Annotated in this window: 23 protein-coding genes; 16 read left to right on the forward strand and 7 right to left on the reverse strand. The window is 60.3% G+C overall.

Translation table 11 applies throughout. The features are described from left to right. Positions 1 to 151: 151 nt before the first annotated feature. Positions 152 to 1,018, forward strand: coding sequence for a bifunctional methylenetetrahydrofolate dehydrogenase/methenyltetrahydrofolate cyclohydrolase FolD (folD, locus tag DBY66_RS06555; protein ID WP_039383072.1), 867 nt, complete (start codon positions 152 to 154; stop codon positions 1,016 to 1,018). Beyond that, positions 1,018 to 1,230: a ribosome-associated protein YbcJ gene (ybcJ, locus tag DBY66_RS06560; protein WP_039383070.1), complete on the forward strand. Its 213-nt coding sequence runs from the start codon at positions 1,018 to 1,020 to the stop codon at positions 1,228 to 1,230. The genes folD and ybcJ overlap by 1 nt, the downstream gene beginning before the upstream one ends. Before the next feature lie 33 nt (positions 1,231 to 1,263). Here the strand turns inward: ybcJ and cysS are convergent, their stop codons facing one another. Beyond that, positions 1,264 to 2,649, reverse strand: coding sequence for a cysteine--tRNA ligase (cysS, locus tag DBY66_RS06565; RefSeq protein WP_094111779.1), 1,386 nt, complete (start codon positions 2,647 to 2,649; stop codon positions 1,264 to 1,266). Positions 2,650 to 2,864: 215 nt separating this feature from the next. Here cysS and ppiB point away from each other — a divergent pair, with 215 nt between their 5' ends. The 4 genes from ppiB (at position 2,865) to purK (ending at position 5,777) form a co-directional block, all read left to right on the forward strand. Continuing rightward, the gene (ppiB, locus tag DBY66_RS06570; RefSeq protein ID WP_039383066.1) at positions 2,865 to 3,359 is read left to right on the forward strand and encodes a peptidylprolyl isomerase B; all 495 of its coding nucleotides are present in this window, start codon (positions 2,865 to 2,867) and stop codon (positions 3,357 to 3,359) included. Beyond that, positions 3,359 to 4,075 (forward strand): UDP-2,3-diacylglucosamine diphosphatase, encoded by a 717-nt coding sequence (lpxH, locus tag DBY66_RS06575; RefSeq protein WP_094111780.1) that lies wholly within the window; start codon positions 3,359 to 3,361, stop codon positions 4,073 to 4,075. The genes ppiB and lpxH overlap by 1 nt, the downstream gene beginning before the upstream one ends. Positions 4,076 to 4,206: 131 nt before the next feature. Next, positions 4,207 to 4,716: a 5-(carboxyamino)imidazole ribonucleotide mutase gene (purE, locus tag DBY66_RS06580; protein WP_039383061.1), complete on the forward strand. Its 510-nt coding sequence runs from the start codon at positions 4,207 to 4,209 to the stop codon at positions 4,714 to 4,716. Beyond that, complete coding sequence (purK, locus tag DBY66_RS06585) at positions 4,713 to 5,777, forward strand: 5-(carboxyamino)imidazole ribonucleotide synthase (RefSeq protein WP_039383059.1); 1,065 nt, start codon at positions 4,713 to 4,715, stop codon at positions 5,775 to 5,777. Before purE ends, purK begins: the two co-directional genes overlap by 4 nt. A 36-nt stretch (positions 5,778 to 5,813) precedes the next feature. Here the strand turns inward: purK and ybbP are convergent, their stop codons facing one another. Continuing rightward, positions 5,814 to 8,231: a putative ABC transporter permease subunit YbbP gene (ybbP, locus tag DBY66_RS06590; RefSeq protein ID WP_104084640.1), complete on the reverse strand. Its 2,418-nt coding sequence runs from the start codon at positions 8,229 to 8,231 to the stop codon at positions 5,814 to 5,816. Further along, the gene (gene ybbA, locus DBY66_RS06595) at positions 8,228 to 8,914 is read right to left on the reverse strand and encodes a putative ABC transporter ATP-binding protein YbbA (RefSeq protein WP_039383054.1); all 687 of its coding nucleotides are present in this window, start codon (positions 8,912 to 8,914) and stop codon (positions 8,228 to 8,230) included. Before ybbA ends, ybbP begins: the two co-directional genes overlap by 4 nt. Between ybbA and tesA the strand changes: the two genes are divergently transcribed. The 5 genes from tesA to DBY66_RS06620 all read left to right on the forward strand — a co-directional run bounded on the left by tesA (position 8,882) and on the right by DBY66_RS06620 (position 12,678). Next, positions 8,882 to 9,514 (forward strand): multifunctional acyl-CoA thioesterase I/protease I/lysophospholipase L1, encoded by a 633-nt coding sequence (tesA, locus tag DBY66_RS06600; RefSeq protein WP_139803627.1) that lies wholly within the window; start codon positions 8,882 to 8,884, stop codon positions 9,512 to 9,514. The two genes, ybbA and tesA, sit on opposite strands and share 33 nt — an antisense overlap. A 25-nt stretch (positions 9,515 to 9,539) precedes the next feature. Further along, a complete protein-coding gene (locus tag DBY66_RS06605; RefSeq protein ID WP_104084638.1) occupies positions 9,540 to 10,313 on the forward strand; it encodes an SDR family oxidoreductase in 774 nt (257 codons plus the stop codon). 79 nt (positions 10,314 to 10,392) lie between these two features. Beyond that, positions 10,393 to 11,247, forward strand: coding sequence for a co-chaperone YbbN (locus DBY66_RS06610; protein WP_094111783.1), 855 nt, complete (start codon positions 10,393 to 10,395; stop codon positions 11,245 to 11,247). Between the two features lie 58 nt (positions 11,248 to 11,305). Then, positions 11,306 to 12,220, forward strand: coding sequence for an SPFH domain-containing protein (locus DBY66_RS06615; RefSeq protein ID WP_104084637.1), 915 nt, complete (start codon positions 11,306 to 11,308; stop codon positions 12,218 to 12,220). After that, complete coding sequence (locus tag DBY66_RS06620) at positions 12,220 to 12,678, forward strand: NfeD family protein (protein ID WP_071668948.1); 459 nt, start codon at positions 12,220 to 12,222, stop codon at positions 12,676 to 12,678. The genes DBY66_RS06615 and DBY66_RS06620 overlap by 1 nt, the downstream gene beginning before the upstream one ends. On the opposite strand, the gene cueR is transcribed toward DBY66_RS06620, so the two are convergent. Beyond that, positions 12,654 to 13,070 (reverse strand): Cu(I)-responsive transcriptional regulator, encoded by a 417-nt coding sequence (gene cueR / locus DBY66_RS06625; protein WP_071668947.1) that lies wholly within the window; start codon positions 13,068 to 13,070, stop codon positions 12,654 to 12,656. The genes DBY66_RS06620 and cueR overlap by 25 nt on opposite strands. 94 nt (positions 13,071 to 13,164) lie before the next feature. Here cueR and copA point away from each other — a divergent pair, with 94 nt between their 5' ends. The 3 genes from copA (at position 13,165) to ybaK (ending at position 17,240) form a co-directional block, all read left to right on the forward strand. After that, positions 13,165 to 15,672 carry a copper-exporting P-type ATPase CopA gene (gene copA / locus DBY66_RS06630; RefSeq protein ID WP_108569673.1) on the forward strand — a complete coding sequence of 836 codons (2,508 nt, stop codon included), beginning with the start codon at positions 13,165 to 13,167 and terminating at the stop codon, positions 15,670 to 15,672. A gap of 71 nt (positions 15,673 to 15,743) precedes the next feature. Continuing rightward, complete coding sequence (locus DBY66_RS06635) at positions 15,744 to 16,553, forward strand: TraB/GumN family protein (protein WP_104084635.1); 810 nt, start codon at positions 15,744 to 15,746, stop codon at positions 16,551 to 16,553. Between the two features lie 207 nt (positions 16,554 to 16,760). After that, positions 16,761 to 17,240 carry a Cys-tRNA(Pro)/Cys-tRNA(Cys) deacylase YbaK gene (gene ybaK, locus DBY66_RS06640; RefSeq protein ID WP_104084634.1) on the forward strand — a complete coding sequence of 160 codons (480 nt, stop codon included), beginning with the start codon at positions 16,761 to 16,763 and terminating at the stop codon, positions 17,238 to 17,240. Here the strand turns inward: ybaK and DBY66_RS06645 are convergent. Further along, on the reverse strand, positions 17,237 to 18,109 hold the full coding sequence (locus DBY66_RS06645; protein WP_108569672.1) for a LysR family transcriptional regulator: 873 nt from the start codon (positions 18,107 to 18,109) through the stop codon (positions 17,237 to 17,239). The genes ybaK and DBY66_RS06645 overlap by 4 nt on opposite strands. A gap of 90 nt (positions 18,110 to 18,199) precedes the next feature. On the opposite strand from DBY66_RS06645, the gene DBY66_RS06650 reads away from it, so the two are divergent. Continuing rightward, complete coding sequence (locus DBY66_RS06650) at positions 18,200 to 18,631, forward strand: multidrug/biocide efflux PACE transporter (RefSeq protein WP_039383032.1); 432 nt, start codon at positions 18,200 to 18,202, stop codon at positions 18,629 to 18,631. A 47-nt stretch (positions 18,632 to 18,678) separates the two neighbouring features. Here the strand turns inward: DBY66_RS06650 and ushA are convergent, their stop codons facing one another. Next, positions 18,679 to 20,373, reverse strand: a complete 1,695-nt coding sequence (gene ushA / locus DBY66_RS06655) for a bifunctional UDP-sugar hydrolase/5'-nucleotidase UshA (protein ID WP_233499576.1) — start codon at positions 20,371 to 20,373, stop codon at positions 18,679 to 18,681. Between the two features lie 408 nt (positions 20,374 to 20,781). Between ushA and ybaL the strand changes: the two genes are divergently transcribed. Continuing rightward, positions 20,782 to 22,470: a YbaL family putative K(+) efflux transporter gene (gene ybaL / locus DBY66_RS06660; RefSeq protein ID WP_039383029.1), complete on the forward strand. Its 1,689-nt coding sequence runs from the start codon at positions 20,782 to 20,784 to the stop codon at positions 22,468 to 22,470. A 53-nt stretch (positions 22,471 to 22,523) separates the two neighbouring features. Here the strand turns inward: ybaL and DBY66_RS06665 are convergent, their stop codons facing one another. Beyond that, on the reverse strand, positions 22,524 to 23,825 hold the full coding sequence (locus DBY66_RS06665) for an inosine/guanosine kinase (protein WP_039383027.1): 1,302 nt from the start codon (positions 23,823 to 23,825) through the stop codon (positions 22,524 to 22,526). Positions 23,826 to 23,864 lie beyond the last annotated feature (39 nt).

Raw genomic sequence — 23,864 nt, forward strand, 5'->3', positions numbered from 1 at the left:
AGATATCATACCTATGCAGGCTGGCACGCGTCACCACGAAAAAAGCCTGAAAGCGCGCAGGCTGCTGAAACTGTGACTGACAGCTGCCCGCGCTTCTGCCAGAATAGGCACCATCCCCGATTTAACTCTCTACAGATGGATTTCCTCTCTGATGGCAGCAAAAATTATTGACGGTAAAACGATTGCGCAGCAGGTGCGTAGCGAAGTTGCGGAAAAAGTGCAGCAGCGCCTGGCGGCGGGCAAACGTGCGCCGGGTCTGGCCGTGATCCTGGTGGGCGAAAATCCCGCTTCGCAGATCTACGTCACGCACAAACGTCGCGCCTGCGAAGAGGTGGGCTTTGTCTCCCGTGCTTATAACCTGCCCGACTCCACCGGCGAAAGCGAGCTGCTGACGCTGATTGATGAGCTGAACAGTGACCCGGCGATTGACGGCATTTTGGTGCAGCTGCCGCTGCCGGCCGGTATCGACAACGTCAAGGTGCTGGAGCGCATCACGCCGGATAAAGATGTGGATGGTTTCCATCCCTATAACGTGGGTCGCCTCTGCCAGCGTGCGCCGAAACTGCGTCCCTGCACGCCGCGCGGTATTATCACGCTGCTGGAGCGTTATAACATCGATACCTATGGCCTGAACGCCGTAGTGGTCGGCGCGTCTAACATCGTTGGCCGCCCGATGAGCATGGAGCTGCTGCTGGCAGGCTGTACCACGACGGTTACTCACCGCTTCACCCGCGATCTGCGCCATCACGTGGAGCACGCCGATCTGCTGGTCGTGGCCGTGGGCAAGCCCGGTTTTATTCCGGGTGACTGGATCAAACCAGGCGCGGTGGTGATTGACGTCGGCATCAACCGGCTGGAGAGCGGTAAAGTGGTGGGCGACGTTGATTTTGCCGCTGCCGCTGAGCGCGCCTCTTACATTACGCCAGTCCCGGGCGGGGTCGGGCCGATGACGGTAGCCACTTTAATTGAAAACACGCTGCTGGCGTGCGAAGCGTATCACGACGTGGAGGAAGCATAATGGCGAGTTTCTCACTGGGTAAACATCAGCACGTTGATCTGTGCGATCTGCTGAAGCTGGAAGGCTGGGTAGAGAGCGGCGCGCAGGCCAAAGCGGTGATTGATGAAGGTGAAGTGCGCGTGAACGGGGCGATTGAAACGCGCAAGCGCTGTAAAATCGTTGCCGGACAGACGGTAGAGTTTGCCGGCCAGCGCATAACGGTGGTCGCATAGCAAAAAGGGCGAACCCGGGTTCGCCCTTTTTTCTTATTTACGTCGCCAGGTGGTGCCCTGCGGACCATCTTCCAGCACAATGCCGAGCGCGTTGAGCCGGTCACGCGCCACATCCGCCTGCGCCCAGTCTTTCGCCTGACGCGCGTCGTTGCGCATTTTGATCAGCTGCTCAATCTCTGCGACTTCGTCATTATTCGTCTGCGCTCCGCTCTGCAGGAACAGCTCCGGATCCTGCTGCAAGATCCCCAGCACATTCGCCAGCTCGCGCAATCTGGCCGCCAGCCCGTCAGCCGCCGCTTTATCTTCACTCTTCAGGCGGTTCACGTCGCGCGCCATATCAAACAGCACCGAGTAGGCTTCAGGCGTGTTGAAGTCATCATCCATCGCCGCGCGGAAACGCGCTTCAAAAGCTTCGCCACCGGCAGGCTGCGCGCCGGTATCGGTATGCCGCAGTGCGGTATACAGACGCTCCAGCGCCGCACGTGCCTGGTTGAGGTTATCTTCGCCGTAGTTAAGCTGGCTGCGATAGTGGCCTGACATCAGGAAATAGCGTACGGTTTCGGCGTCGTAGTGCTGCAGCACATCGCGCACGGTGAAGAAGTTGCCGAGTGATTTTGACATCTTCTCACGGTCAACCATCACCATGCCGGAGTGCATCCAGTAATTGACATAGGGACCGTCATGCGCGCAGGTGGACTGCGCCACTTCATTTTCATGGTGCGGAAACATCAGGTCAGAGCCGCCGCCGTGAATATCAAAGTGGCTGCCAAGCTGCTTGCAGTTCATGGCGGAGCACTCGATGTGCCAGCCCGGACGACCGTTGCCCCACGGCGATTCCCACGACGGCTCATCGGCTTTGGACATCTTCCACAGCACGAAATCCATCGGGTTGCGTTTTACCTCTGCCACTTCCACACGGGCACCCGCCTGCAGCTGCTCCAGATCCTGACGCGACAGCGCGCCATAATCGGTATCGCTCAGCACATCAAACATCACATCGCCGTTCTCCGCCACGTAGGCGTGACCGCGTTCAATCAGCCGCTCCACCAGCTCAATAATTTCCGCAATATGGCGCGTGGCGCGTGGTTCCAGATCCGGCGGCAGGATGCCCAGCGCGGCAAAATCCTGGTGCATCTCCGCAATCATGCGGTTGGTCAGCGTCTCAATGGTTTCGCCATTTTCGTTAGCGCGGCGAATAATTTTGTCATCAATATCAGTGATATTACGCACATACTTCAGCTGATAGCCAATATAGCGCAGGTAACGCGCCACCACGTCAAATGCCACAAACGTACGCCCATGGCCGATATGACAGAGGTCGTAAACCGTAATACCACACACGTACATGCCGATTTCACCAGCATGAATAGGTTTAAATTCCTCTTTCTGTCGACTCAGGGTGTTATAGATCTTTAGCATTGAACGGTTCCGTTTTTATCGTGTGCGGGAGACGCCTTCTTTGGTAGCCTGATATTGTGCCGTATTTTTCTGACTTGTGCATCGCTGAGATACCAGATGCCGTTGCCTTGCTGACGCGTTCCGGGAAATTATGTTATAAGAGGCGTCGACAAAATGCCCGTCCGCATGCGAACGCGGCAACTGATACTGAATACAACCTCCACAGGACGAATATAATGGTCACTTTCCAGACGAACCATGGCGATATCGTAATCAAAACCTTTGATGATAAAGCGCCGGCCACCGTACAGAACTTCCTGGACTACTGCCGTGAAGGTTTTTATGACAACACTATTTTCCACCGTGTCATCAATGGCTTTATGGTTCAGGGCGGCGGTTTCGAACCGGGCATGAAGCAGAAAGCTACCAAAGCTGAAATCCGCAACGAAGCGAACAACGGCCTGAAAAACACCAAAGGCACGCTGGCGATGGCGCGCACTCAGGCTCCGCACTCGGCAACCGCACAGTTCTTTATCAACGTTGCTGACAACGACTTCCTGAACTTCCGCGACGAAAGCCTGCAGGGCTGGGGTTACTGCGTGTTTGCTGAAGTGGTTGAAGGTATGGATGTCGTCGAAAAAATCAAAGCGGTGAAAACCGGCCGCAGCGGTATGCATCAGGACGTGCCGACCGAAGACGTTGTCATCCAGAAAGTGACCGTCAGCGAGTAATGTCGCGCACGCTGTTTATCGCAGATCTCCATCTGTGTCAGGAAGAACCGGCAATTACTGCCGGTTTTCTGCATTTTTTGCAGGGTGAAGCGCGGCAGTGCGAGGCGCTTTACATCCTGGGCGATCTGTTTGAAGCCTGGATTGGCGATGACGATCCTAATCCGCTGCATCAGCAGATCGCCACCGCCCTGCGCGCCCTGCCGGTGCCGGTCTATTTTATTCACGGCAACCGCGATTTCCTGTTGGGCAAGCGCTTTGCCCGCGCCAGCGGCATGACGCTATTGCCGGAGGAGAAGGTGCTGGAGCTGTATGGTCAGCGCGTGCTGATTATGCACGGCGACACGCTCTGCACGGACGATGCTGGCTATCAGCGCTTTCGCGCAAAGGTCCACCAGCGCTGGCTGCAGCGGCTGTTTCTGGCGTTGCCACTGCGTCTGCGGTTGCGCATCGCGACCAGAATGCGCGCCGGCAGCCGGCAGGCGAACCAGCATAAATCGCTGGCCATTATGGATGTAAACCCGCAGGCGGTGGCAGCAGCCATGCAGCGCCAGCAGGCTCCGCTGCTGATCCACGGCCATACGCACCGGCCGGAAATCCACACGCTCTCTCTGAATGGCCTTCCCGCGCAGCGCGCTGTTCTTGGGGCATGGCACAACGCAGGCTCGATGATCCAGCTGGACGCCAGCGGCATAAAACTGATCGCCTTCCCCTTCTGATTTTACGGGTGCAATTGCCCGTTTTCTGGCCGCGCAACCGTTTTCCTTGCTGCTATCTCATGCTATCCTCTGTGCCCTTCTTACCTGCCTCACCGGCCAGGTTCGTTTGTCTATTCACAGGAGTTGACCGCATGTCATCCACTGCCGCCCCGGCTCGTATCGCTATCGTCATGGGTTCCAGAAGTGACTGGGCTACCATGCAGTTCGCCGAGGAAATTCTCAACAGCCTGGACGTTCCCTTTCACGTGGAGGTGGTTTCTGCCCACCGCACCCCGGACAAGCTGTTCAGTTTTGCTGAAGGTGCCGCTGCGCATGGCTACCAGGTGATTATTGCGGGCGCCGGCGGTGCTGCGCATCTGCCCGGCATGATCGCAGCAAAAACGCTGGTGCCGGTGCTGGGCGTACCGGTGCAGAGCGCCGCGCTGAGCGGTGTTGACAGCCTCTACTCGATTGTACAGATGCCGCGCGGCATTCCGGTGGGTACGCTGGCCATTGGCAAAGCGGGCGCAGCCAACGCGGCGCTGCTGGCCGCGCAGATCCTGGCCACCCACGATGCGGCACTGGCATCGCGTCTCACCGCGTGGCGCCAGGCGCAGACCGATGAGGTGCTGGAGAATCCGGATCCGCGGGGTGAGGCATGAAGCCGGTATGCGTACTGGGTAACGGTCAGCTGGGCCGTATGCTGCGCCAGGCGGCTGAGCCGCTGGGCATTGCGGTCTATCCGGTGGGACTGGATGCGGAGCCCGCCTCGCTGCCCATTGCAGAGAGCGTGATCACCGCCGAGATTGAACGCTGGCCGGAAACCGCCCTGACGCGCGAGCTCGCCCGCCACCCCGCCTTTGTGAACCGCGATATCTTCCCGCGCCTTGCCGACCGTTTGACGCAGAAGCAGCTGCTGGATGAGCTTGGTCTGGCTACCGCACCGTGGCAGCTGCTGGCCGCACCTGATGAGTGGCCGGCGGTGTTTGAGAAGCTGGGCGAACTGGCGATTGTCAAACGCCGCACCGGCGGTTATGACGGTCGCGGCCAGTGGCGGCTGCGGGCGGATGAAACAGAGACGTTACCCGCTGAGTGCTATGGCGAGTGCATTGTTGAACAGGGCATAAATTTTAGCGGTGAGGTTTCGCTGGTAGGCGCGCGCGGTCAGGATGGCAGCATGGTATTCTACCCGCTGACACACAACCTGCACGAAGAGGGCATTCTGCGCACCAGCGTGGCGTTCCCGCAGGCGGATAGTGCACAGCAGCAGCAGGCGGAAACCATGCTGCGCGCCATTATGCAGGCGCTGGATTACGTGGGCGTCATGGCGATGGAGTGCTTTATCACGCCGCAGGGACTGCTGATCAATGAGCTGGCACCGCGCGTGCACAACAGCGGTCACTGGACGCAGAACGGCGCGTCCATCAGCCAGTTTGAGCTGCATCTGCGCGCCATTCTTGGCCTGCCGCTGCCGCAGCCGGCGGTATTCGCACCCTCGGTGATGGTGAATCTGATCGGCAGCGACGTAAACCACGCCTGGCTGGCGCAGCCGCTGGTGCATCTGCACTGGTATGGCAAAGAGGTCCGGCCTGGCCGCAAGGTGGGACACCTGAATCTCACTGACAGTGAGCCATCACGTCTTGCCACTGCCCTGCACGCGCTGCAGCCGCTGCTGCCGCCGGAATACGCCTCGGGCCTCGCCTGGGCGCAGGCGAAGCTCTGAGTTGCTGACGGGATCCCTCAGACAGAGGGATCCTGATTACGCCGCTTCAAAGCGCCGGAACAGCGCTTTGCCCTTCAGCAGTCGCACGCCCAGCCAGCCGCCGCACAGCGACAGCAGAAGCGCTCCGCACAGCGGTAGCGCAAACCACAGCGTCCAGTCGGGCTGCCAGGGAAAATCGAAAATTTTACGCTGCAGTGCCCACAGCGCGGCCTCTGCACCCAGCGCAGCCGCTATTCCGGAAACCACGCCGAGCAGAGCAAACTCACACCACAGCGTGCCGCGCAGCAGACGTTTGCTCGCGCCCAGCGTGCGATACACCACCAGCTCCTGACGACGCTGGCGCATGCCGATCTGGATCTGCGCCAGCAGCAGCAGGACACCGCACAGCGTCACCAGCACCACCATGATTTCCAGCGCCTGACTCACCTGCGCCAGCACCTGGCCAATCTGTTTCATGATGCTGCCAATATCGAGCAGGCTCAGCGTCGGGAACGTCCGGTTCAGCTGCGCCAGCAGCGCCGGATTATTCGCCATGCGGAAGCTGGTCAGCCATGTCTGCGGCTGCTGCTCCAGCGCGCCGGGCGGGAAGATAAAAAAGAAGTTAGGCCGCAGGCTCTCCCAGTCCACCTTACGCAGACTGCTGATGCGCGCGCTGAACGTCTGCGTATCGCCGCTAAAGGTCAGCTCATCCCCTGGCTTAACGCCCAGCCGCTGCGCCAGTTCGGCTTCAATCGAAACCTCCCCTGGCCGCGGGGGCCAGCTGCCGGCAAGCAGCGGGTTGTGATCCGGCCGCTGCGCCTGCCAGGTCAGATTGAGCTCGCGGTTCAGCGCATTATCCTGACGCGGATCGGCAGCTTTGCCGTTCAGCTCAACCAGACGCGCGCGCACGACGGGATAAAAGGTTTCCGGTTTGATCTGATGCTGCTGCAAAAAGTCACGCACCTGTGGCACCTGCGCCTGCGTAATATTCAGCAGAAAATAGTTTGGTGCATCCGGCGGCAGCTGCTGCTGCCAGCGATCGAGCAGATCGCCGCGCATAACCAGCAGCAGCGCCAGCAGCATAAAAGAGAGCGAGAACGCGGCCAGCTGGCTCAGCGTCATTGCCGGCTGTCGCAGCAGACGGTTAATGGCCAGCCGCAGCGCCAGGTTACGCACGACCAGCCGGCGCAGCAGCAGCAGCGTACCCCAGCCCAGCACGGCGAGCAGCAGCGCCAGCAGTACGATGCCGGTGAGCAGCGCCCAGAGCATTTTGCTGCCCCCCAGCAGCAGCGCCAGCAGCAGCACCACCACCAGCGCCATCGCCGGCAGATAGACGCGCAGCGGCCAGACGCGCGCCACCGCATCGCGCCGCAGTACGCGCAGCGGCTGGGTCGCCATCAGCAGACGATAAGGACGCAGCCCCACCAGCAGGGAAATAACAAACATGGTGCCCAGCGCCCAGAGCCATGGCCAGAGGCTGGCGGCAGGCAGCGATGCGGGCAGCACCGGCTTCAGCAGGGTAAGCAGCAGCAGTTCGATCCCCTGCCCCAGCGCGCTGCCGGTCACGCCCGCTAACAGCAGCACCGCCAGCCACTGGCCGATAATCAGCCGCTGCAGTGCACGTCGCGTGGCCCCCAGCGTTTTCAGCACCGCCACCAGATCGTAACGGCTGCGGCAGTAGTGGCTCATCGCTACCGCCACGGCCGCGATGGCCAGTAGCAGCGTCAGTAATGCCGACAGCAGCAGAAACTGCTGCGCGCGCTGCATGGAACGGCCCAGCGCATCCTCTGAGTTTTCGGTGCTTATCCAGCGTTCGCCCCCTTTAAGGCGCGGCTCGATCCAGCGATCGTAGCGCGCCAGCGGTGCGGCGTCGCCGGAAAACTTATAGCGCCAGCTCAGGCGGCTGCCGGGCTGAACGGCGCCGGTTTTTTCAACGTCCGCCAGGTTCATTAACAGACGAGGCGCCGTCTGGAAGGGATTGAATCCGCTGTCCGGCTCCTGGATCACCGTACCGGCAATGCGCAGCGTGGCGTCGCCGACCTCTATCGGATCGCCGACGCGCAGATCCAGCAGCGCCAGCAGACGCGCGGCGACCAGCACGCTGCCTGCCGCCGGACGCAGGCCCGGTGGCTCGGTCTGCAATGTACCAAACATCGGATAGGCGTCATCCACCGCTTTAACATCTGCCAGCTGCGGCGTCTCCCGCGCAAAGGTCATAGTGGTGAAGCTGAGTTGACGGCTGATCGCTAATCCCTCCTCACGCGCCTGCGTCAGCCAGGCTTCCGGCACCGGCCGGCTGCTGCGCAGCGTACGATCGCCCGCCATAAAGTCGCGGCTCTGCTGGCTGAGTCCTTTCTCCATGCGATCGCTGATGGAACCCAAAGCCAGCACGCAGGCCACCGCCAGCGTCAGCGCCAGCCAGACAATCAGCAGCGAAGGCGAGCGCCATTCGCGCCAGAACCAGCGCCAGATCATGCCTCCTCCCACAGCTTGCCGTCACGCAGCCGCAGCCGCCGATCGCAGCGCGCGGCCAGCTGCTCATCATGGGTCACCAGGATCAGCGTTGTGGCGTAATCACGGTTGAGCGAGAACAGCAGATCGGCAATGCGCTCCCCGGTCTGACGATCGAGATTACCGGTGGGCTCATCCGCAAACAGCAGGCCGGGACGCCCGCTAAATGCGCGCGCCAGCGCCACCCGCTGCTGTTCGCCTCCTGAAAGCTGTGCAGGAAGATGATGCAGGCGCGCTTTCAGGCCAAGCTGCGCCAGCAGCTCGCTGGCCTGTGCCCGGCTGTCGCGATCGCTCTCGCCGCGCAGCAGCGCCGGCAGCTGCACGTTCTCCAGCGCATTTAGCGTGGGCACCAGCATAAATGACTGAAACACAAAACCGACTTCGCGTGCGCGCAGCGCCGCGCGCTGCTCTTCGTTCATGCGGTGCAGCGGCTGACCCAGCAGATGAACCTCGCCGCTGCTGCCATCATCCAGCCCGGCGAGGATCCCCAGCAGCGTCGACTTCCCCGATCCCGATTCGCCAATCAGCGCGAGCGTTTCGGCTGGTTTGACAACCAGCTCAACTCCGGTAAGGATTGAGAGCTGATGCTCACCCTGACCGACGGACTTAGTAAGATGATGAACCGCAACAATGTTTTCCGCTGGCATTATCCCTTCCTGTGTGTGGTGCTGCTGCTGGTATCGCGCATCGCTGCAGCCGATACGCTGATGGTATTAGGTGACAGCCTGAGCGCCGGCTACCGGATGTCTGCCAGCGCCGCCTGGCCTGCCCTGCTCAGCACGCGCTGGCAGCAGCAGCCCAACGTCGTCAACGCCAGCATCAGCGGTGATACCGCCGGACAGGGTCTGGCACGGCTGCCTGCACTATTAAAACAGCATCAGCCGCGCTGGGTGTTAATCGAACTGGGCGGTAATGATGGTTTACGCGGTTTTCCGCCGCAGGCTATCGCGCAGGATCTGCGTGCGATTATCCTTGCGGTGAAAGCCGCTGACGCGCAGCCGCTGCTGATGCAGATCCGGCTGCCTGCTAATTATGGACGACGATACACTGAAGCGTTCAGCGCCATCTATCCGCGCCTGGCGGAAGAGTACAGCCTGCCGCTGGTGCCCTTTTTTATGGAGCAGGTCTATCTGAAGCCGGAGTGGATGCAGCAGGATGGTATTCACCCCAATCCGGATGCGCAGCCGTTTATTGCCGGCATTATGGCTGACGCGCTGGCTCCGCTAGTTAAGCATGACTCGCGCTAAGTCGTGCTATTTGACAGGTAAAGAAATGCAAAAATCGGTTTTGATCACCGGCTGCTCCAGCGGTATCGGGCTGGCAGCCGCCAGCGATTTGCAGGCGCGCGGCTACCACGTGCTTGCCGCCTGCCGCCGCGCCGAGGATGTTGCGCGGATGACTGCTCTGGGATATACCGGCATCCTGCTCGACCTCGACGATGCCGCAAGTGTGGATGCCGCGGCAGAACAGGTGCTGGCACTCACCGGGCATTGCCTGCACGGGCTATTTAATAACGGCGGATTTGGCCAGTATGGGCCGCTGAGCAGCGTCAGCCGCCAGCAGCTTGAAAAGCAGTTCTCCACCAACCTTTTTGGTACCCATCAGCTGACGATGCGGCTGCTGCCGGCGCTGCAGAACAGCGGCGACGGCCGCATTATCAATACCAGCTCGGTGCTGGGACTGATCTCCACCCCGGGGCGTGGCGCCTATGCCGCCAGCAAGTGGGCGCTGGAGGCGTGGAGCGATGCGCTGCGTATGGAGGTGCGCGCCAGCGGCGTGCGCGTCAGCCTGATAGAGCCAGGACCGATCGCCACGCGCTTCACTGATAACGTGCAGCAGGGTGAACAGGAGAAGCCGGTGCAGAATCCCGGTATCGCAGCGCGTTTTACCCTGCCGCCGGAAGCGATTCTGCCCAAACTGCGCCATGCGCTGGAGAGCCGTCACCCTCGGCTGCGCTATCCGGTTACGCTGGTGGCCTGGGGCATGAGTTTTCTGAAACGACTGCTGCCGGGCTGGATGCTGGATCGCATTTTGTGCAGCAACTGAGCGGTAACATCAGTCAGCGCTTGAAGCGGGACACTTTATCCCCATATTCTCTTTACACTTTCTGCCAGGAGCGTTTTTCATGTCACACGCTTTGATCACCGACATCAATGAGTCCAATTTGCAGCAGACGCTGGAGCAATCCATGCAGCTGCCGGTTCTGTTCTATTTCTGGTCTGAACGCAGCCAGCACTGCCTGCAGCTTACCCCGGTGCTGGAGCGTCTGGCACAGGAGTATGCCGGCCAGTTCCTGCTGGCAAAACTCGATTGCGACAACGAGCCCGCGGTGGCATCACAGTTCGGTCTGCGCTCGCTGCCCACGGTTTATCTGTTCCAGAACGGACAGCCGGTAGATGGTTTCCAGGGCCCGCAGCCGGAAGAGGCGATCCGCGCGCTACTGGAAAAAGTTCTGCCGCGCGAAGAGGAGCTGAAAGCGCAGCAGGCTATGGAACTGATGCAGCAGAACAAGCCGCTGGAGGCGCTGCCGCTGCTGAAAGATGCCTGGCAGCTGAGCAATAAAAACAGTGAGATTGGCTTTCTGCTGGCAGAAGTGCTGATCGCCCTGAACCGCAGTGATGAAGCGGAAGCGGTGCTGGATGTGGTGCCGCTGCAGGATCAGGATACACGCTATCAGAGCCTGGTCTCACAGATCGACCTGCTGAAGCAGGCGGCGGATACGCCTGAGATCCAGCTGCTGCAGGAGCAGCTGAACGCCGAGCCGCAGAACGCGACCCTGGCTGCTAAACTTGCGTTACAGCTGCATCAGGTTGGGCGTAATGAAGAGGCGCTGGAGCTGCTGCTGGGCTTTCTGAAAAGCGATCTCGCTGCCGGTGACGGTGAAGTGCGCAAAATGTTCCAGGAGATCCTGGCCGCGCTTGGCACCGGCGACGCCCTCGCCTCGCGCTATCGCCGACAGCTCTATTCGCTGCTCTACTGACGGATACGCAGACGGGCCGAAGCGACTCGGCCCGGTTATCTGACAGCCAGGAGGTTATATGCTGACCGCTATTCCTGTTATCATCGTGCTGGTGCTGGTGATTGTATGGGCCGGTATCAAGATTGTTCCGCAGGGCTATCAGTGGACGGTAGAGCGCTTCGGACGCTACACCCGTACGCTCTCGCCGGGGCTTAACCTGGTGGTGCCGTTTATGGATCGCGTGGGTCGCCGCATCAATATGATGGAGCAGGTGCTCGATATCCCTTCTCAGGAGATCATCTCCAAAGATAACGCCAACGTCACCATTGATGCCGTCTGCTTTATTCAGGTCGTTGACCCGGCGCGTGCCGCCTATGAGGTCAGCAATCTGGAGCTGGCGATAATCAACCTCACGATGACTAACATTCGCACGGTCCTTGGCGGCATGGAGCTGGATGAGATGCTGTCGCAGCGTGACAACATCAACACCCGCCTGCTGCATATCGTTGATGAAGCGACAAACCCCTGGGGCGTCAAAATTACCCGCATTGAGATCCGCGATGTGCGGCCACCGCAGGAGCTGATCGCTGCCATGAATGCGCAGATGAAAGCTGAGCGTACCAAACGCGCCGATATTCTGGCTGCTGAAGGCGTGCGTCAGGCCGCCATACTGCGCGCTGAAGGCGACAAGCAGTCACAGATTCTGAAAGCGGAAGGCGAGCGCACCTCCGCTTTTTTACAGGCCGAAGCGCGTGAGCGGCAGGCAGAGGCGGAAGCGAACGCCACGCGCATGGTGTCTGACGCGATCGCCGCCGGTGATATCCAGGCCATTAACTACTTTGTTGCGCAGAAATATACTGATGCGCTGCAGAAAATTGGCGAAGCCGGCAACAGTAAAGTGGTGATGATGCCGCTCGATGCCAGCAGCCTGATCGGCTCGGTAGCGGGCATCAGTGAACTGCTGAAAGAGCGTCATGCGGAGCGGAGGCCGTAATGCTGATGGAGCTGATTGCCCATCCGCACTGGTTCTGGCTGACGCTGGGCGGGCTGCTGCTGGCAGCCGAAATGCTGGGCACCAGCGGTTATCTGCTCTGGTGCGGTATGGCGGCGCTGCTGGTTGGCCTGGCCGAGTGGCTGTGGCCCTTCTCGTGGGCTGGTCAGGGGCTGCTGTTTGCCGCGCTGACGCTGCTGAGTGCGCTGGGCTGGTATGGCTGGATGCGCCATCAGGCTGCAACGCAGCAACCCAACACGCTGAACCAGCGCGGTAAAGAGCTGATTGGCCGGCAGCTGACGCTGGAGACGCCGCTTAAAAGTGGTATCGGACATGTACAGATTGGTGACAGCAGCTGGCGCGTACAGGCAACAGACGATCTGCCGGCGGGCACGCGGGTGACGGTCACGGCGGTTGAAGGGATCACGCTGCTGATTCAGCCGCGTTTACCGCCGGAGTGACCGCAGCAGCCCGCCAGCTGATTCATTATCGGGCACTCGGCGCCCTCGTCGCCGGGACACGCCTCTGCCAGTGACAGCAGGCGCGCCCGCATGGCGTGCAGCTCCTCAATATGCGCTGCAATTTCTTCAGCCTTCTGCAGCGTGCGCGCTTTGACATCTGCGCTGTGCCGCGCAGGATCGTTGAACAGCGCCACCAGCTCGCGGCACTCATCCAGCGTAAAGCCAACCTGGCGCGCCTGGCGCAGCAGATGCAGCTCTTCCAGATGGCGTTCGTCATAGTGCCGGTAGCCATTTCCGCTACGCAGCGGCGGCGTCACGATCCCTTTCTCTTCATAAAAGCGGATCGCTTTACTGGTCAGCCCGGTTTTTCTGGCAACGTCGCTGATATTCATGCCGGCTCCTTGACCTTCCCCCGAATGGAAGGTTTACGCTTATAACTACTGTAACCGGTGCAGCCGGTCAACTCTGTTCACTAAGGAGACTATCATGTCAGACAGACAAACGCTGGCGCTGGAGGGGCTTTCCTGCGGCCACTGTGTCAAACGGGTTAAAGAGGCGCTGGAACAGCGCAGCGACGTCGAGCAGGCGGAGGTCACGCAGCAGGAGGCACGCGTGACCGGGACGGCCAGCGCCAGCGAGCTGATCGCAACCGTAGAGCAGGCTGGCTACCACGCCACGCTGCAGCCTGAGGCAACATCCCCAAAGTCTGATCCGTTGACAGCTCAGGAGCCGCCGCCGGAGGCGCTGACAACGGCCTCTCAGCCGGCAGAAGCGGCGCTGCCGGTACAGCATCTGCTGATTGATGGCATGAGCTGCGCCAGCTGCGTCAGCCGGGTAGAGAACGCGCTGCGCGCGGTATCCGGCGTCACGGAAGCACGCGTTAACCTCGGTGAACGCAGCGCGCTGGTGCTGGGTGAGGTTAACGCACCGGCGCTGATTGCCGCCGTAGACAAGGCAGGCTACAGCGCTGAAGTGATTGAGGATGAACAGCGCCGGCGCGAGCGTCAGCAGGCGAACGCGCGGCAGGCGATGCGCCGCTTCAGCTGGCAGTCGGCGCTGGCGCTGGGGTTTGGCGTGCCGATGATGTTCTGGGGCATGGCGGGCGATCATATGATGCTGACGCCGGAGAATCAGACGCTGTGGCGTACGCTGGGCGTTGCCACGCTGCTGGTCATGATCATTGCCGGCGGCCACTTTTACCGCAGCGCCTGGCGCAGCCTGCGATTAGCCACCGCCACCATGGATACGCTGGTGGCGCTCGGCACCGGCGCTGCCTGGCTCTATTCGATAAGCGTGGCGCTGTGGCCGGAATTTTTTCCGCTGCAGGCACGCCACCTCTACTTTGAAGCCAGCGTCATGATCATCGGCCTGATTAACCTCGGGCACGCGCTGGAACAGCGTGCCCGTCAGCGCGCCTCGCGCGCGCTGGAGCGGCTGCTGGATCTGACGCCGGCGCAGGCGTGCGTGGTCACCGAACAGGGTGAGCAGCAGCTGCCGCTGAGCGCCGTCACCGCCGGTATGACTCTGAAGCTGGTCACCGGCGATCGGGTACCGGTGGATGGCGACGTCACGCAGGGAGAGGCATGGTGCGATGAAGCGATGCTGACCGGCGAAGCCGTGCCGCAGGAAAAAGCGCCTGGCAGCAAAGTCTATGCCGGCACGGTGGTGCAGGATGGCACGCTGCGCTTTATCGCCAGCGCCACCGGCAGCCACACCACGCTGGCACGTATTATTAATCTGGTGCGTCAGGCGCAAAGCAGCAAGCCGGAGATTGGCCGCCTCGCCGATCGCATCTCTGCCGTTTTCGTACCGGTTGTGGTAGCGATTGCGCTGCTGAGCGGCCTCACCTGGTATCTGATTGGGCCACAGCCGCAGCTCGCCTATGCGCTGGTGATCATCACTACCGTCCTGATCATCGCCTGTCCCTGTGCGCTGGGGCTGGCCACGCCGATGTCGATCATCGCCGGCACCGGCCGTGCGGCAGAGCTGGGTATCCTGGTGCGCGATGCCGACGCGCTGCAGCACGCCAGCGAAACTGACACGCTGGTGTTTGATAAAACCGGTACGCTGACGCAGGGATCGCCGCAGATCGGCGAGATCTGCTGCTATGCTGACCGGGATCAACAGCAGATCCTGCAGGCCGCAGCGGAGCTGGAGCAGGGATCCACGCATCCGCTTGCCAGCGCGATCCTCGCTGCCGCGCCGCAGCCGCCGGCAGCAGAGATCACCCGCTTCCGGACGCTGCGCGGCAGGGGCGTGAGCGCGCAGGTGGCAGGTCAGACCCTGCTGCTGGGCAACACGGCCCTGCTTGATGAGCAGCAGATTAACTATGACGCCGCCCGGGCAGATATCGAACGCATCGCGGCAAGCGGTGCTACGCCAGTGCTGCTGGCCGACGCGCACCAGCTGCTGGGCCTGATTGCGCTGCGCGATAATCTGCGGCCGGAGAGTAAAGCGGCACTGCAGCGGCTGCATCAGGCTGGCTACCGGCTGGTGATGCTGACGGGCGATCATCAGGCCACAGCCCGCGCGATCGCTGCTGAAGCGGGAATTGATGAAGTGATCGCCGGCGTGCTGCCAGAGGGTAAAGCAGAAGCCATAAGCCGCCTGCAGCAGCAGGGGCGCCGGGTGATGATGATAGGAGATGGCATCAACGATGCGCCAGCGTTAGCGCAGGCGGATACCGGTATTGCGATGGGCAGCGGCAGCGATGTCGCGGTCGAAACGGCGCCGCTTACGCTGATGCGTAACGACCTGCATGGGGTAGCGGATGCCCTGGCGATTTCGCAGGCCACGCTGCGCAATATGCGCCAGAATCTGCTGGGCGCATTTGTGTATAACAGCCTGGGTATTCCGATTGCGGCGGGCGTGCTCTATCCCTTTACCGGCCTGCTGCTGAGCCCGATTGTCGCGGGGGCAGCAATGGCCCTCTCTTCCATCACCGTCGTCAGCAATGCAAACCGCCTGCTGCGTTTCACTCCGCCCGACCGGTAATAGCAGCCAGCGCGCTGTTTTTAGCCGAAATAAATCGTTAGCATGACGGTTTAACCGTAACAGGAGCGGACATGAACAGCCCTATCTGGCAACGTCTCTGGCAGCGGATCGCCGCGCTTTTTCCGTCTGCCTACCGCTGGCCGGCAATGGATATGCGTCTGGGCGACCGGCTGCTGCATCTGACCGGCAGTATCCATATGGGCACACGCAACATGCAGCCTCTGCCAGCCGGCCTGCTGCGTCAGCTGCAGAAAGCGGATGCGCTGATTGTTGAAGCGGACATCACGCGCGGCGGCTCTCCTTTTGCGGATACCGCAGATTTGCCGCCGCTGCACACCCGGCTGGAGAGCGCCACGCTGACGCGGCTGCAGACGCTCTGTCAGGATCTGGGGCTGGAGAGTGATCTCTTTGATACCCTGCCCTGCTGGCAGATAGCGCTGATGCTGCAGGCGCACCAGGCGCAGCGGCTCGGACTGCGTCCGGAGTATGGTATCGATTATCAGCTGCTGCAGGCCGCAAAGGCAGCGGGCAAGCCGATCATTGAGCTGGAAGGGCCGGAGACGCAGATCGCGCTGCTGAAATCCCTGCCGCAGGAGGGTCGGGCGCTGCTGGTGGATACGCTTGAGCACTGGCATACCAATGCGCGGCTGCTGCAGACGATGATCAGCTGGTGGCTTGAAGCGCCGCCCGCGCAGCAGCCGGTAGCGCTGCCCGCGACCTTTGGCAGCGAGCTGAGCGATACGCTGATGCGTAACCGTAACCAGCAATGGCGCGAACAGCTGCTGGCGCTGCCATCGGGTCGCTATCTGGTGGCCGTCGGCGCGCTGCATCTCTATGGCGATGATAATCTGCCCGGCCTGCTAAAACAGAAGCAGCCGTAACGCGACACCTGCGCTGCTCAGGAGTGGCCGAAGGATAAGACAAAAAAAGAAGGCCGATATCACTATCGACCTGTCAAAGAGGAATTTGTTTATGATTTTGGTTATCGCCAGGGTGAGTGGCGCGGGACAATTCTCGCGCAAAGTTCAGATTTTCGCCACTGTTATTAGCGCAATCTTTGAGAAGAATTTTTGTCGTAAGGATTAATGATGACCCCTGCAGTCAAACTTCTGGAAAAAAACGGCGTGGCGTTTACGCTGCACCCCTATGAGCATGACAGCCATGAAACGCATTTTGGCGATGAAGCGGTGCGCAAGCTCAACCTTGATGCGCGCCAGGTGTTTAAAACGCTGCTGGTCGCGCTGAACGGCGATGCGAAAGCGCTGGCGGTGGCGGTTACGCCGGTTGCATCCCAGCTTGATCTAAAAAAAGTGGCGAAAGCGCTGGGCGCAAAGCGAGCAGAGATGGCCGATCCGCAGCTGGCGCAGCGCGTCACCGGCTACCTGCTGGGCGGCATCAGTCCGCTGGGCCAGAAAAAGCGCCTGCCAACGGTAATCGATCGGCAGGCCGCAGAGTTTGCCACCATATTTATCTCTGGCGGTAAACGCGGCCTCGACATTGAACTGGCTGCAGAGGATCTGGCGCGGCTGCTGAATGCCACACTGGCCGACGTGGCACGCTGCGATTAATCGGGCTGCTGCGCGCAAAGCTGATCGATCATCCAGCGCCCGGCCGGGCCGGGCGGATTACGTCGCGACCAGACCACATCTACCGCAATATGCTGCGGCCAGCCGGGAACGCATAGCTCTTTCAGGACCTGATGACCAAACTGATCCACCAGCCAGCGCGGCAGTACGCTCCAGCCAAACCCCTGCTCCGCCATCTCCAGCAGCAGCAGATACGTCGGCGCTGACCAGGTTCGCCCCGCCGCCGGCAGCGGTCCGCGCGTCTGTACCCAGGTGTTCAGCCGCAGCTGCCGCAGCTCGCTGAGCTGCGCCTCACTCACCTGAGCCAGCTGCGACAGCGCGTGATCCTGATGCAGAAAGATCGCCATCTGCGCCTCCACCTGCAGCCGGGCTACCGCCAGATCGGGCGGCAGCGCAGGCTGAGTGCGGACCACGCCCAGGTGCACCCGCCCCGCCTGCAGCAGATCCAGTACATCCTCATCCTCTGCAATCATGCATTCAAAGTCGATATCGGGGTAGCGGGCATCAAACCGCGTCAGCAGATGTTCATGGTGATCGGCCTGCCAGAAATCGGAAATGGCCAGACTCAGGCGCGGCTCAACACCCTGCGACAGACGCAGCGCCAGTTCATCCAGCCGCTGACTGGCGGCCAGGATCTGCTGCACCTGAGCCAGCGCGCGTTCACCCTGCGGTGTCAGCACCGGCTGACGGCCGCGGCGGTCAAACAGCGCAAAGCCTAGATCGATTTCAAGGTTAGCGATGGCAGCACTGACGGTGGACTGGCTTTTTGCCAGTGCGCGGGCAGCAGCAGAGAAAGAGCCGCTCGCAACAGTCTGGACAAATGCCTCAAGGGATTCCGGAGAGTATTTCATGGTTTACCATCGTTTTTTTCGATAGACACTCATTTTATCTCAGATGCATGCAGTGCGAAAATGCGCGTTATTACGTAACCGGAGGTATTTATGCGTACCCGTTCGCTGAAAGAACGCATTCTGCACGCCGTGGGCTTTGAGGGCCTGGCGATTGTGACTATCGCGCCGCTGGCAGCATGGATTATGGACAAGCCGCTGTTCCAGATGGGCACGCTGGCGATTGCCCTTTCTACCGTCGCGATGCTGTGGAACATGATCTATAACACCCTGTTCGATCGCATCTGGCCGCCGCATCAGAAGCGCGGGCTGGGGCTGCGTGCCCTGCATGCGCTCTGTTTTGAAGGGGGATTTATCCTGATAGGCCTGCCGATCGCCGCCGGCATGTTGCATATTTCGCTGCTTAACGCCTTTTTAGTGGAGGTGGGATTCTTTCTGTTTTTCCTGCCCTACACCATGGTTTACAACTGGGTCTGGGATAAGCTGCGCCTGCGCTGGTTTGCGCAGCCATCCTGCCGCGCCTGATGCCGGGCGCGCGCTGCCTCCGGCCGGAAGCAGCGCGCCGGTTACGCTTAATCCTGCGCCGCGCGCGGCCAGATCCATGCCAGGAACATACGCGGATAGCTGCGCTTGCGCTGCTTTTCCAGCGCCTTGTCACGCTCGCGTACCTGCTCGTCAGTCAGATGCACGACGGCTGGCGGCACAAAATCAGCGATTTTTAGCGGCGAATGCTGAGTAATATAGTCGCGCAGCACGTCAGCATCGCGCAGACCGCTGTTGCGGTAGCCCGCGCGCGCCGTCAGCGGCGGATAGCCGTCGCCGCCGCTGGCGTTAAAGCTGTTAGTGGCGAGACGATAGGTTTTTGTCTTCTCCAGCGGCTTACCGTTGATTTTGACATCACTCACTGAGGTGCCGTCGGCCACCAGGCTGACGCCGGCCAGCTGCGCAAAGCCGCCGGAGTTAGCTTTGATATTGGCGATGCGGGCAAGATATGCCTGCAGTTCCTCACCGCTCAGCGTGACCGACACCACCTGATTGCCAAACGGCTGCACCTGCAGCAGATCGCGCAGGCGCAGCTCGCCTGCCGGAAGCGATGTGCGGATGCCGCCGCCGCTGATCACCGCCACATCCGCTTTGGTCGCGGCGATCTGCGCTCGCAGGATCAGCTGCGCCAGATTGGTCTGCTCAAAGCGGACTTTATTGCGCTCGCCGACAAACAGCCCGTCACTGCGGCCAACGGCGACATCCAGCTGTTTACCGGCGCGCAGCTGGAAAGGGGTCAGCAGCTTCATCATCGCGGTATTGGGTACAATCGGCTCCTGATAAGGCAGCCAGGTTTCGCTGCCATCCTGGTTGGTGACTTTATGCTTCAGGTTAACCGGGATGAGCTGATAATTTTCCAGCGTCAGCTCACCGTTGCGAAAGGTAAAATCGCCGCGACCCACATATTTGCCCCACTCTTTAGCCTGCATGATCCAGACGCCATTCTGCCGATCGGGCTGGCAGGGCTGGCCTGGCTGATAATCCGGCACGCTGCGGTTAGCCTGCGCCATACAGACGGCATCGTGCGAGTGACCGCCTACGATAACACTCAGGGTGCCGGGCGGCAGGCTGCGCGCCAGCTCAACGTCGCCCGGTGCGTTACTGCCGTGCTGACCGTCGTCATAATGTCCCATATGCGTCAGCGCGATGATCACATCAGGCTTTTCCGTGGCGCGCAGCTCCGCTACCGCTTTCAGCGTCTCTTTGACCGGATCGCGGATCTCAAGCTCTGCGACATTTTCCGGGTTGGTAATACGCAGCGTATCCGTAGTGGTCAGCCCGATAACCGCTATTTTCAGGCCCATACGGTTAAATATGGCCCAGGGCGAAAACAGCCGCCGATCGCTGCCTTTTTGATAGATATTCGCCGCGAGAAAGGGAAAACGCGCCCACTTTTTCTGCTGTTCCAGCACGCTCAGAGGCTTGTCAAATTCGTGGTTTCCCAGCGCCATAGCGTCATAACCCACCAGATTCATGCCGCGAATGTCAGGCTCTGCGTTCAGCACATCTGACTCCGGCACGCCGGTATTGATATCCCCGGCGGAGAGGATGAGCGCACCCCCTCCGCGCGCCTGGACATCATAACGCTGCTGGTCCATCAGGCTCTTTTGTGCTGCCAGCCCATACTCACCCTGCGCGTTACTCCAGAAATGGCCATGATGATCGTTGGTATGCAGGATGCTGAAGCGATAGCTGCGATCGGTTTGCCACGCCTGCGCCAGCATCGGCACCAGCAAAACCAGCAGCGCCAGCCAGCGCTTTTTCGGGGTAAGTAACAACACAACGCTCTCCTTGTTCGTTTTTTTCCACTGCATCGTGGACCTGACAGATTTCTGCCCTCTGTGTCGCACAGTTCCCTGCTTAACTCAAGCTGAAAGGCAGTACCCGCAGCTATTTTCATCTGCTCTCGCCGGCTGGGCCCGTCGGGGGATGCTGCGCTTTTTAACGCTGCTGTAATGCATTATCACTACCTGCACGCCAGGATAACTGCTGAAAATAGCGCTTCGGCACGTTTTTTATCGCATTTTTTCAGTTTATTCAGCTTTCATCCCGCAAATGTCTAAACGCTGCAGCAGGATTTGCATTACACTTGATTGTTACAAGCGGACACATTTGCACACAAGGAGACAGGCATGCATCACACCACACCGTTGATCACCACTATTGTCGGGGGCCTGGTCCTCGCGTTTCTCCTTGGCATGCTGGCCAATCGCCTGCGCATCTCTCCGCTGGTAGGCTATCTGGTTGCCGGCGTGGTTGCGGGCCCTTTTACGCCAGGCTTTGTTGCGGATACGAATCTGGCACCTGAACTGGCAGAGCTGGGCGTCATTCTGCTGATGTTTGGCGTCGGACTGCACTTCTCACTGAAAGATCTGATGGCGGTAAAGTCGATCGCCATTCCCGGCGCCGTGGCGCAAATCGCGGTGGCGACGCTGCTGGGAATGGGGCTCTCCTGGACCATGGGCTGGTCATGGATGACTGGCCTGGTGTTTGGCCTGTGCCTCTCTACGGCCAGTACCGTAGTGCTGCTGCGGGCGCTGGAGGAGCGACAGCTGATTGACAGCCAGCGCGGCCAGATTGCGATCGGCTGGCTGATTGTGGAAGACCTGGTGATGGTGCTGACGCTGGTGCTGCTGCCTGCCATCGCCGGCATGCTGGAACAGGGTAACGCCAGTCCGACCCTGCTGGCATGGGATCTGCTGCTGACCATCGGTAAAGTGGCCGCCTTTATGGTGCTGATGATGGTGGTAGGCCGCCGCGTTATCCCGTGGATCCTGGCAAAAAGCGCGGCTACCGGCTCGCGTGAACTCTTTACTCTATCGGTGCTGGCGCTGGCGCTCGGTATCGCCTTTGGTGCCGTAGAGTTCTTTGATGTCTCCTTTGCCCTTGGCGCCTTCTTCGCCGGCATGGTGCTGAACGAATCTGAGCTGAGCCACCGCGCGGCGCGCGACACGCTCCCACTGCGCGACGCCTTTGCCGTACTGTTCTTTGTATCGGTCGGCATGCTGTTTAACCCGATGATCCTGATTGAACAGCCGCTGGCGGTACTGGGCGCGCTCGCAATCGTGGTGCTGGGTAAATCAATCGCCGCCTGGGCGCTGGTCACTCTGCTGGGGCACTCACGCCGTACCGCCCTGACCATTTCGGTCAGTCTGGCGCAGATTGGTGAGTTTGCCTTTATTCTCGCCGGCCTCGGCATTTCACTCGATCTGCTCAGCGAAGAGGGGCGCAACCTGGTGCTGGCGGCGGCTATTCTCTCCATTATGCTGAATCCTATCCTCTTCTCGCTGCTGGAGCGCTATCTGGATAAAACTGAAACCGCTGAGGAGCAGACGCTGGAAGAGGCGATGGCGGAAGAGAAACAGATCCCGGTAGATATCTGTAATCACGCGGTGATTGTGGGTTATGGACGCGTCGGCAGCCTGCTGGGGCAGCAGCTGCTGGAAGCAGATATCCCGCTGGTGGTGGTGGAAAACTCCCGCCCGCGCGTTGAAGCGCTGCGTGAACAGGGTATCAGAGCGGTGCTGGGCAATGCAGCACGCGCAGAGACCATGGAGCTGGCACGGCTTGACTGCGCCCGCTGGCTGCTGCTGACCATTCCGAATGGCTATGAAGCGGGTGAAGTGGTAGTGGCCGCACGTGAGAAGCGCAAGGATATTGAGATTATCGCCCGTGCGCACTATGACGACGAAGTCGCCTATATTATGGATCGCGGCGCTAATCAGGTCGTGATGGGCGAGCGTGAAATTGCCAGCAGCATGCTCAATGTGCTGAAAAAGGAGATCGCCGTTGAGCCGATCTCCCGCGAATGCCCGATTTGATCGGGGATCGCTGACTGCAGGGGCGCACTGATGCGCCCCTTTTTACTGCGCGCTTATCTGTCCCAGTAAGACTCTTCCAGGCTATCTTCCCGCTCCGGCAGGCCGCGCGTCAGGCGCGGTGAATGCTGGTTCAGCACCTGATAACTCACGCGGTTAGCATATTTGCACACCTGCGCCAGCGAGGAGTAGGTCAGATATTCACGCGCATGTTTGCTGGAGTTGGGGACTTTGAGGCGATGGAAGTTGTTCGCCGTGATATCGTGCAGCAGCGCTGCCAGCGCCCCGTCCCCTGCCCCGTTGGTATTCATGATCTTTTCCGGTCCGCCCATGTAAGGCGCGATATGCGAGAAGATGCGCAGCGGCTGCTGACAATCCTGCTGGCGCATCGCCCGGCTGAACTCATACTGGTTGAATTCCGCAATCGCGCCCGGCAGCAGCGGGTGATTCGTTTTGCGCTTAAATTCATCTTCAGTGAAGCCCGCCATGTAGAGCCCGGTCGGACCGGCGGTGCAGAGCACCAGATCGACCCACTCCAGCGCCATATCAGCTGCCAGCAGCGGATCCTGTTCACCGGTCAGCGCAAACGCTTCTTCTTCGTTCATCGCGACAATAGAGACGTGATCGCGCAGGAAATCACGCCAGAACTGCGGGTTATCCTGAATGACATATTTTGTACCCAGCGTTAACACCACCGGCACATTATGCTTTTTCGCATACGCAATGGCGCGCAGCGTGGCGTCCGGCATCGGTTCACCAGGCTGGCAGCGTACCAGATAGGAGGTCAGCACCAGCGCTGACGCCCCGGCAATCACCTCTTCCGGGATACTCTCCGCCTGCAGCCGGTTCATCAGCCCCGGACTGATCGCGAAGGTCCGTTCACCGTGCTCGCCAATCAGGGTAAAGCAGCGGCCAATCGCGCCGTCCACGCCCTGCAGGAAGTTCAGATCCATACGGCTGGAGGTGTTGCAGAGATAGCGATAGGCGTAGCCGCCAATCTGGATGTTATTGCACATGACGCCCAGCAGCACGGAACGATCGTCAGCCAGCACCGAGTAGTTGTGCAACGTGTTGCCAATGGTGCCGCCGGCAAACTGGTGGCTGATCAGCTGCTCGCGCATCAACTCGTTATAGAGCGCTTCCGCCGTCGCGTCGTCAATCACCAGCGAATGCCCGGCACTCAGGCCGTAGCGCTGCAGGAACGCGTCATCAACTTTGGCTTCGATATCCACCAGCGTCTGGTCGATACCCACCACCCAGCTGCCCTCCTCCTGCTCCTGCTGAATAGCCTGCAGCAGCGGATCGCGCGCGTTGACGGGAAAATAGTGTTTGGATTTACGTTTGCCGGGAAATTTCATGAAAAGCAGTCATCAGGGAAAATCAGGCAGAGAAGCATA

The organism is Pantoea sp. RIT413 (assembly GCF_003057675.2).
GTDB lineage: Bacteria > Pseudomonadota > Gammaproteobacteria > Enterobacterales > Enterobacteriaceae > Pantoea > Pantoea eucrina.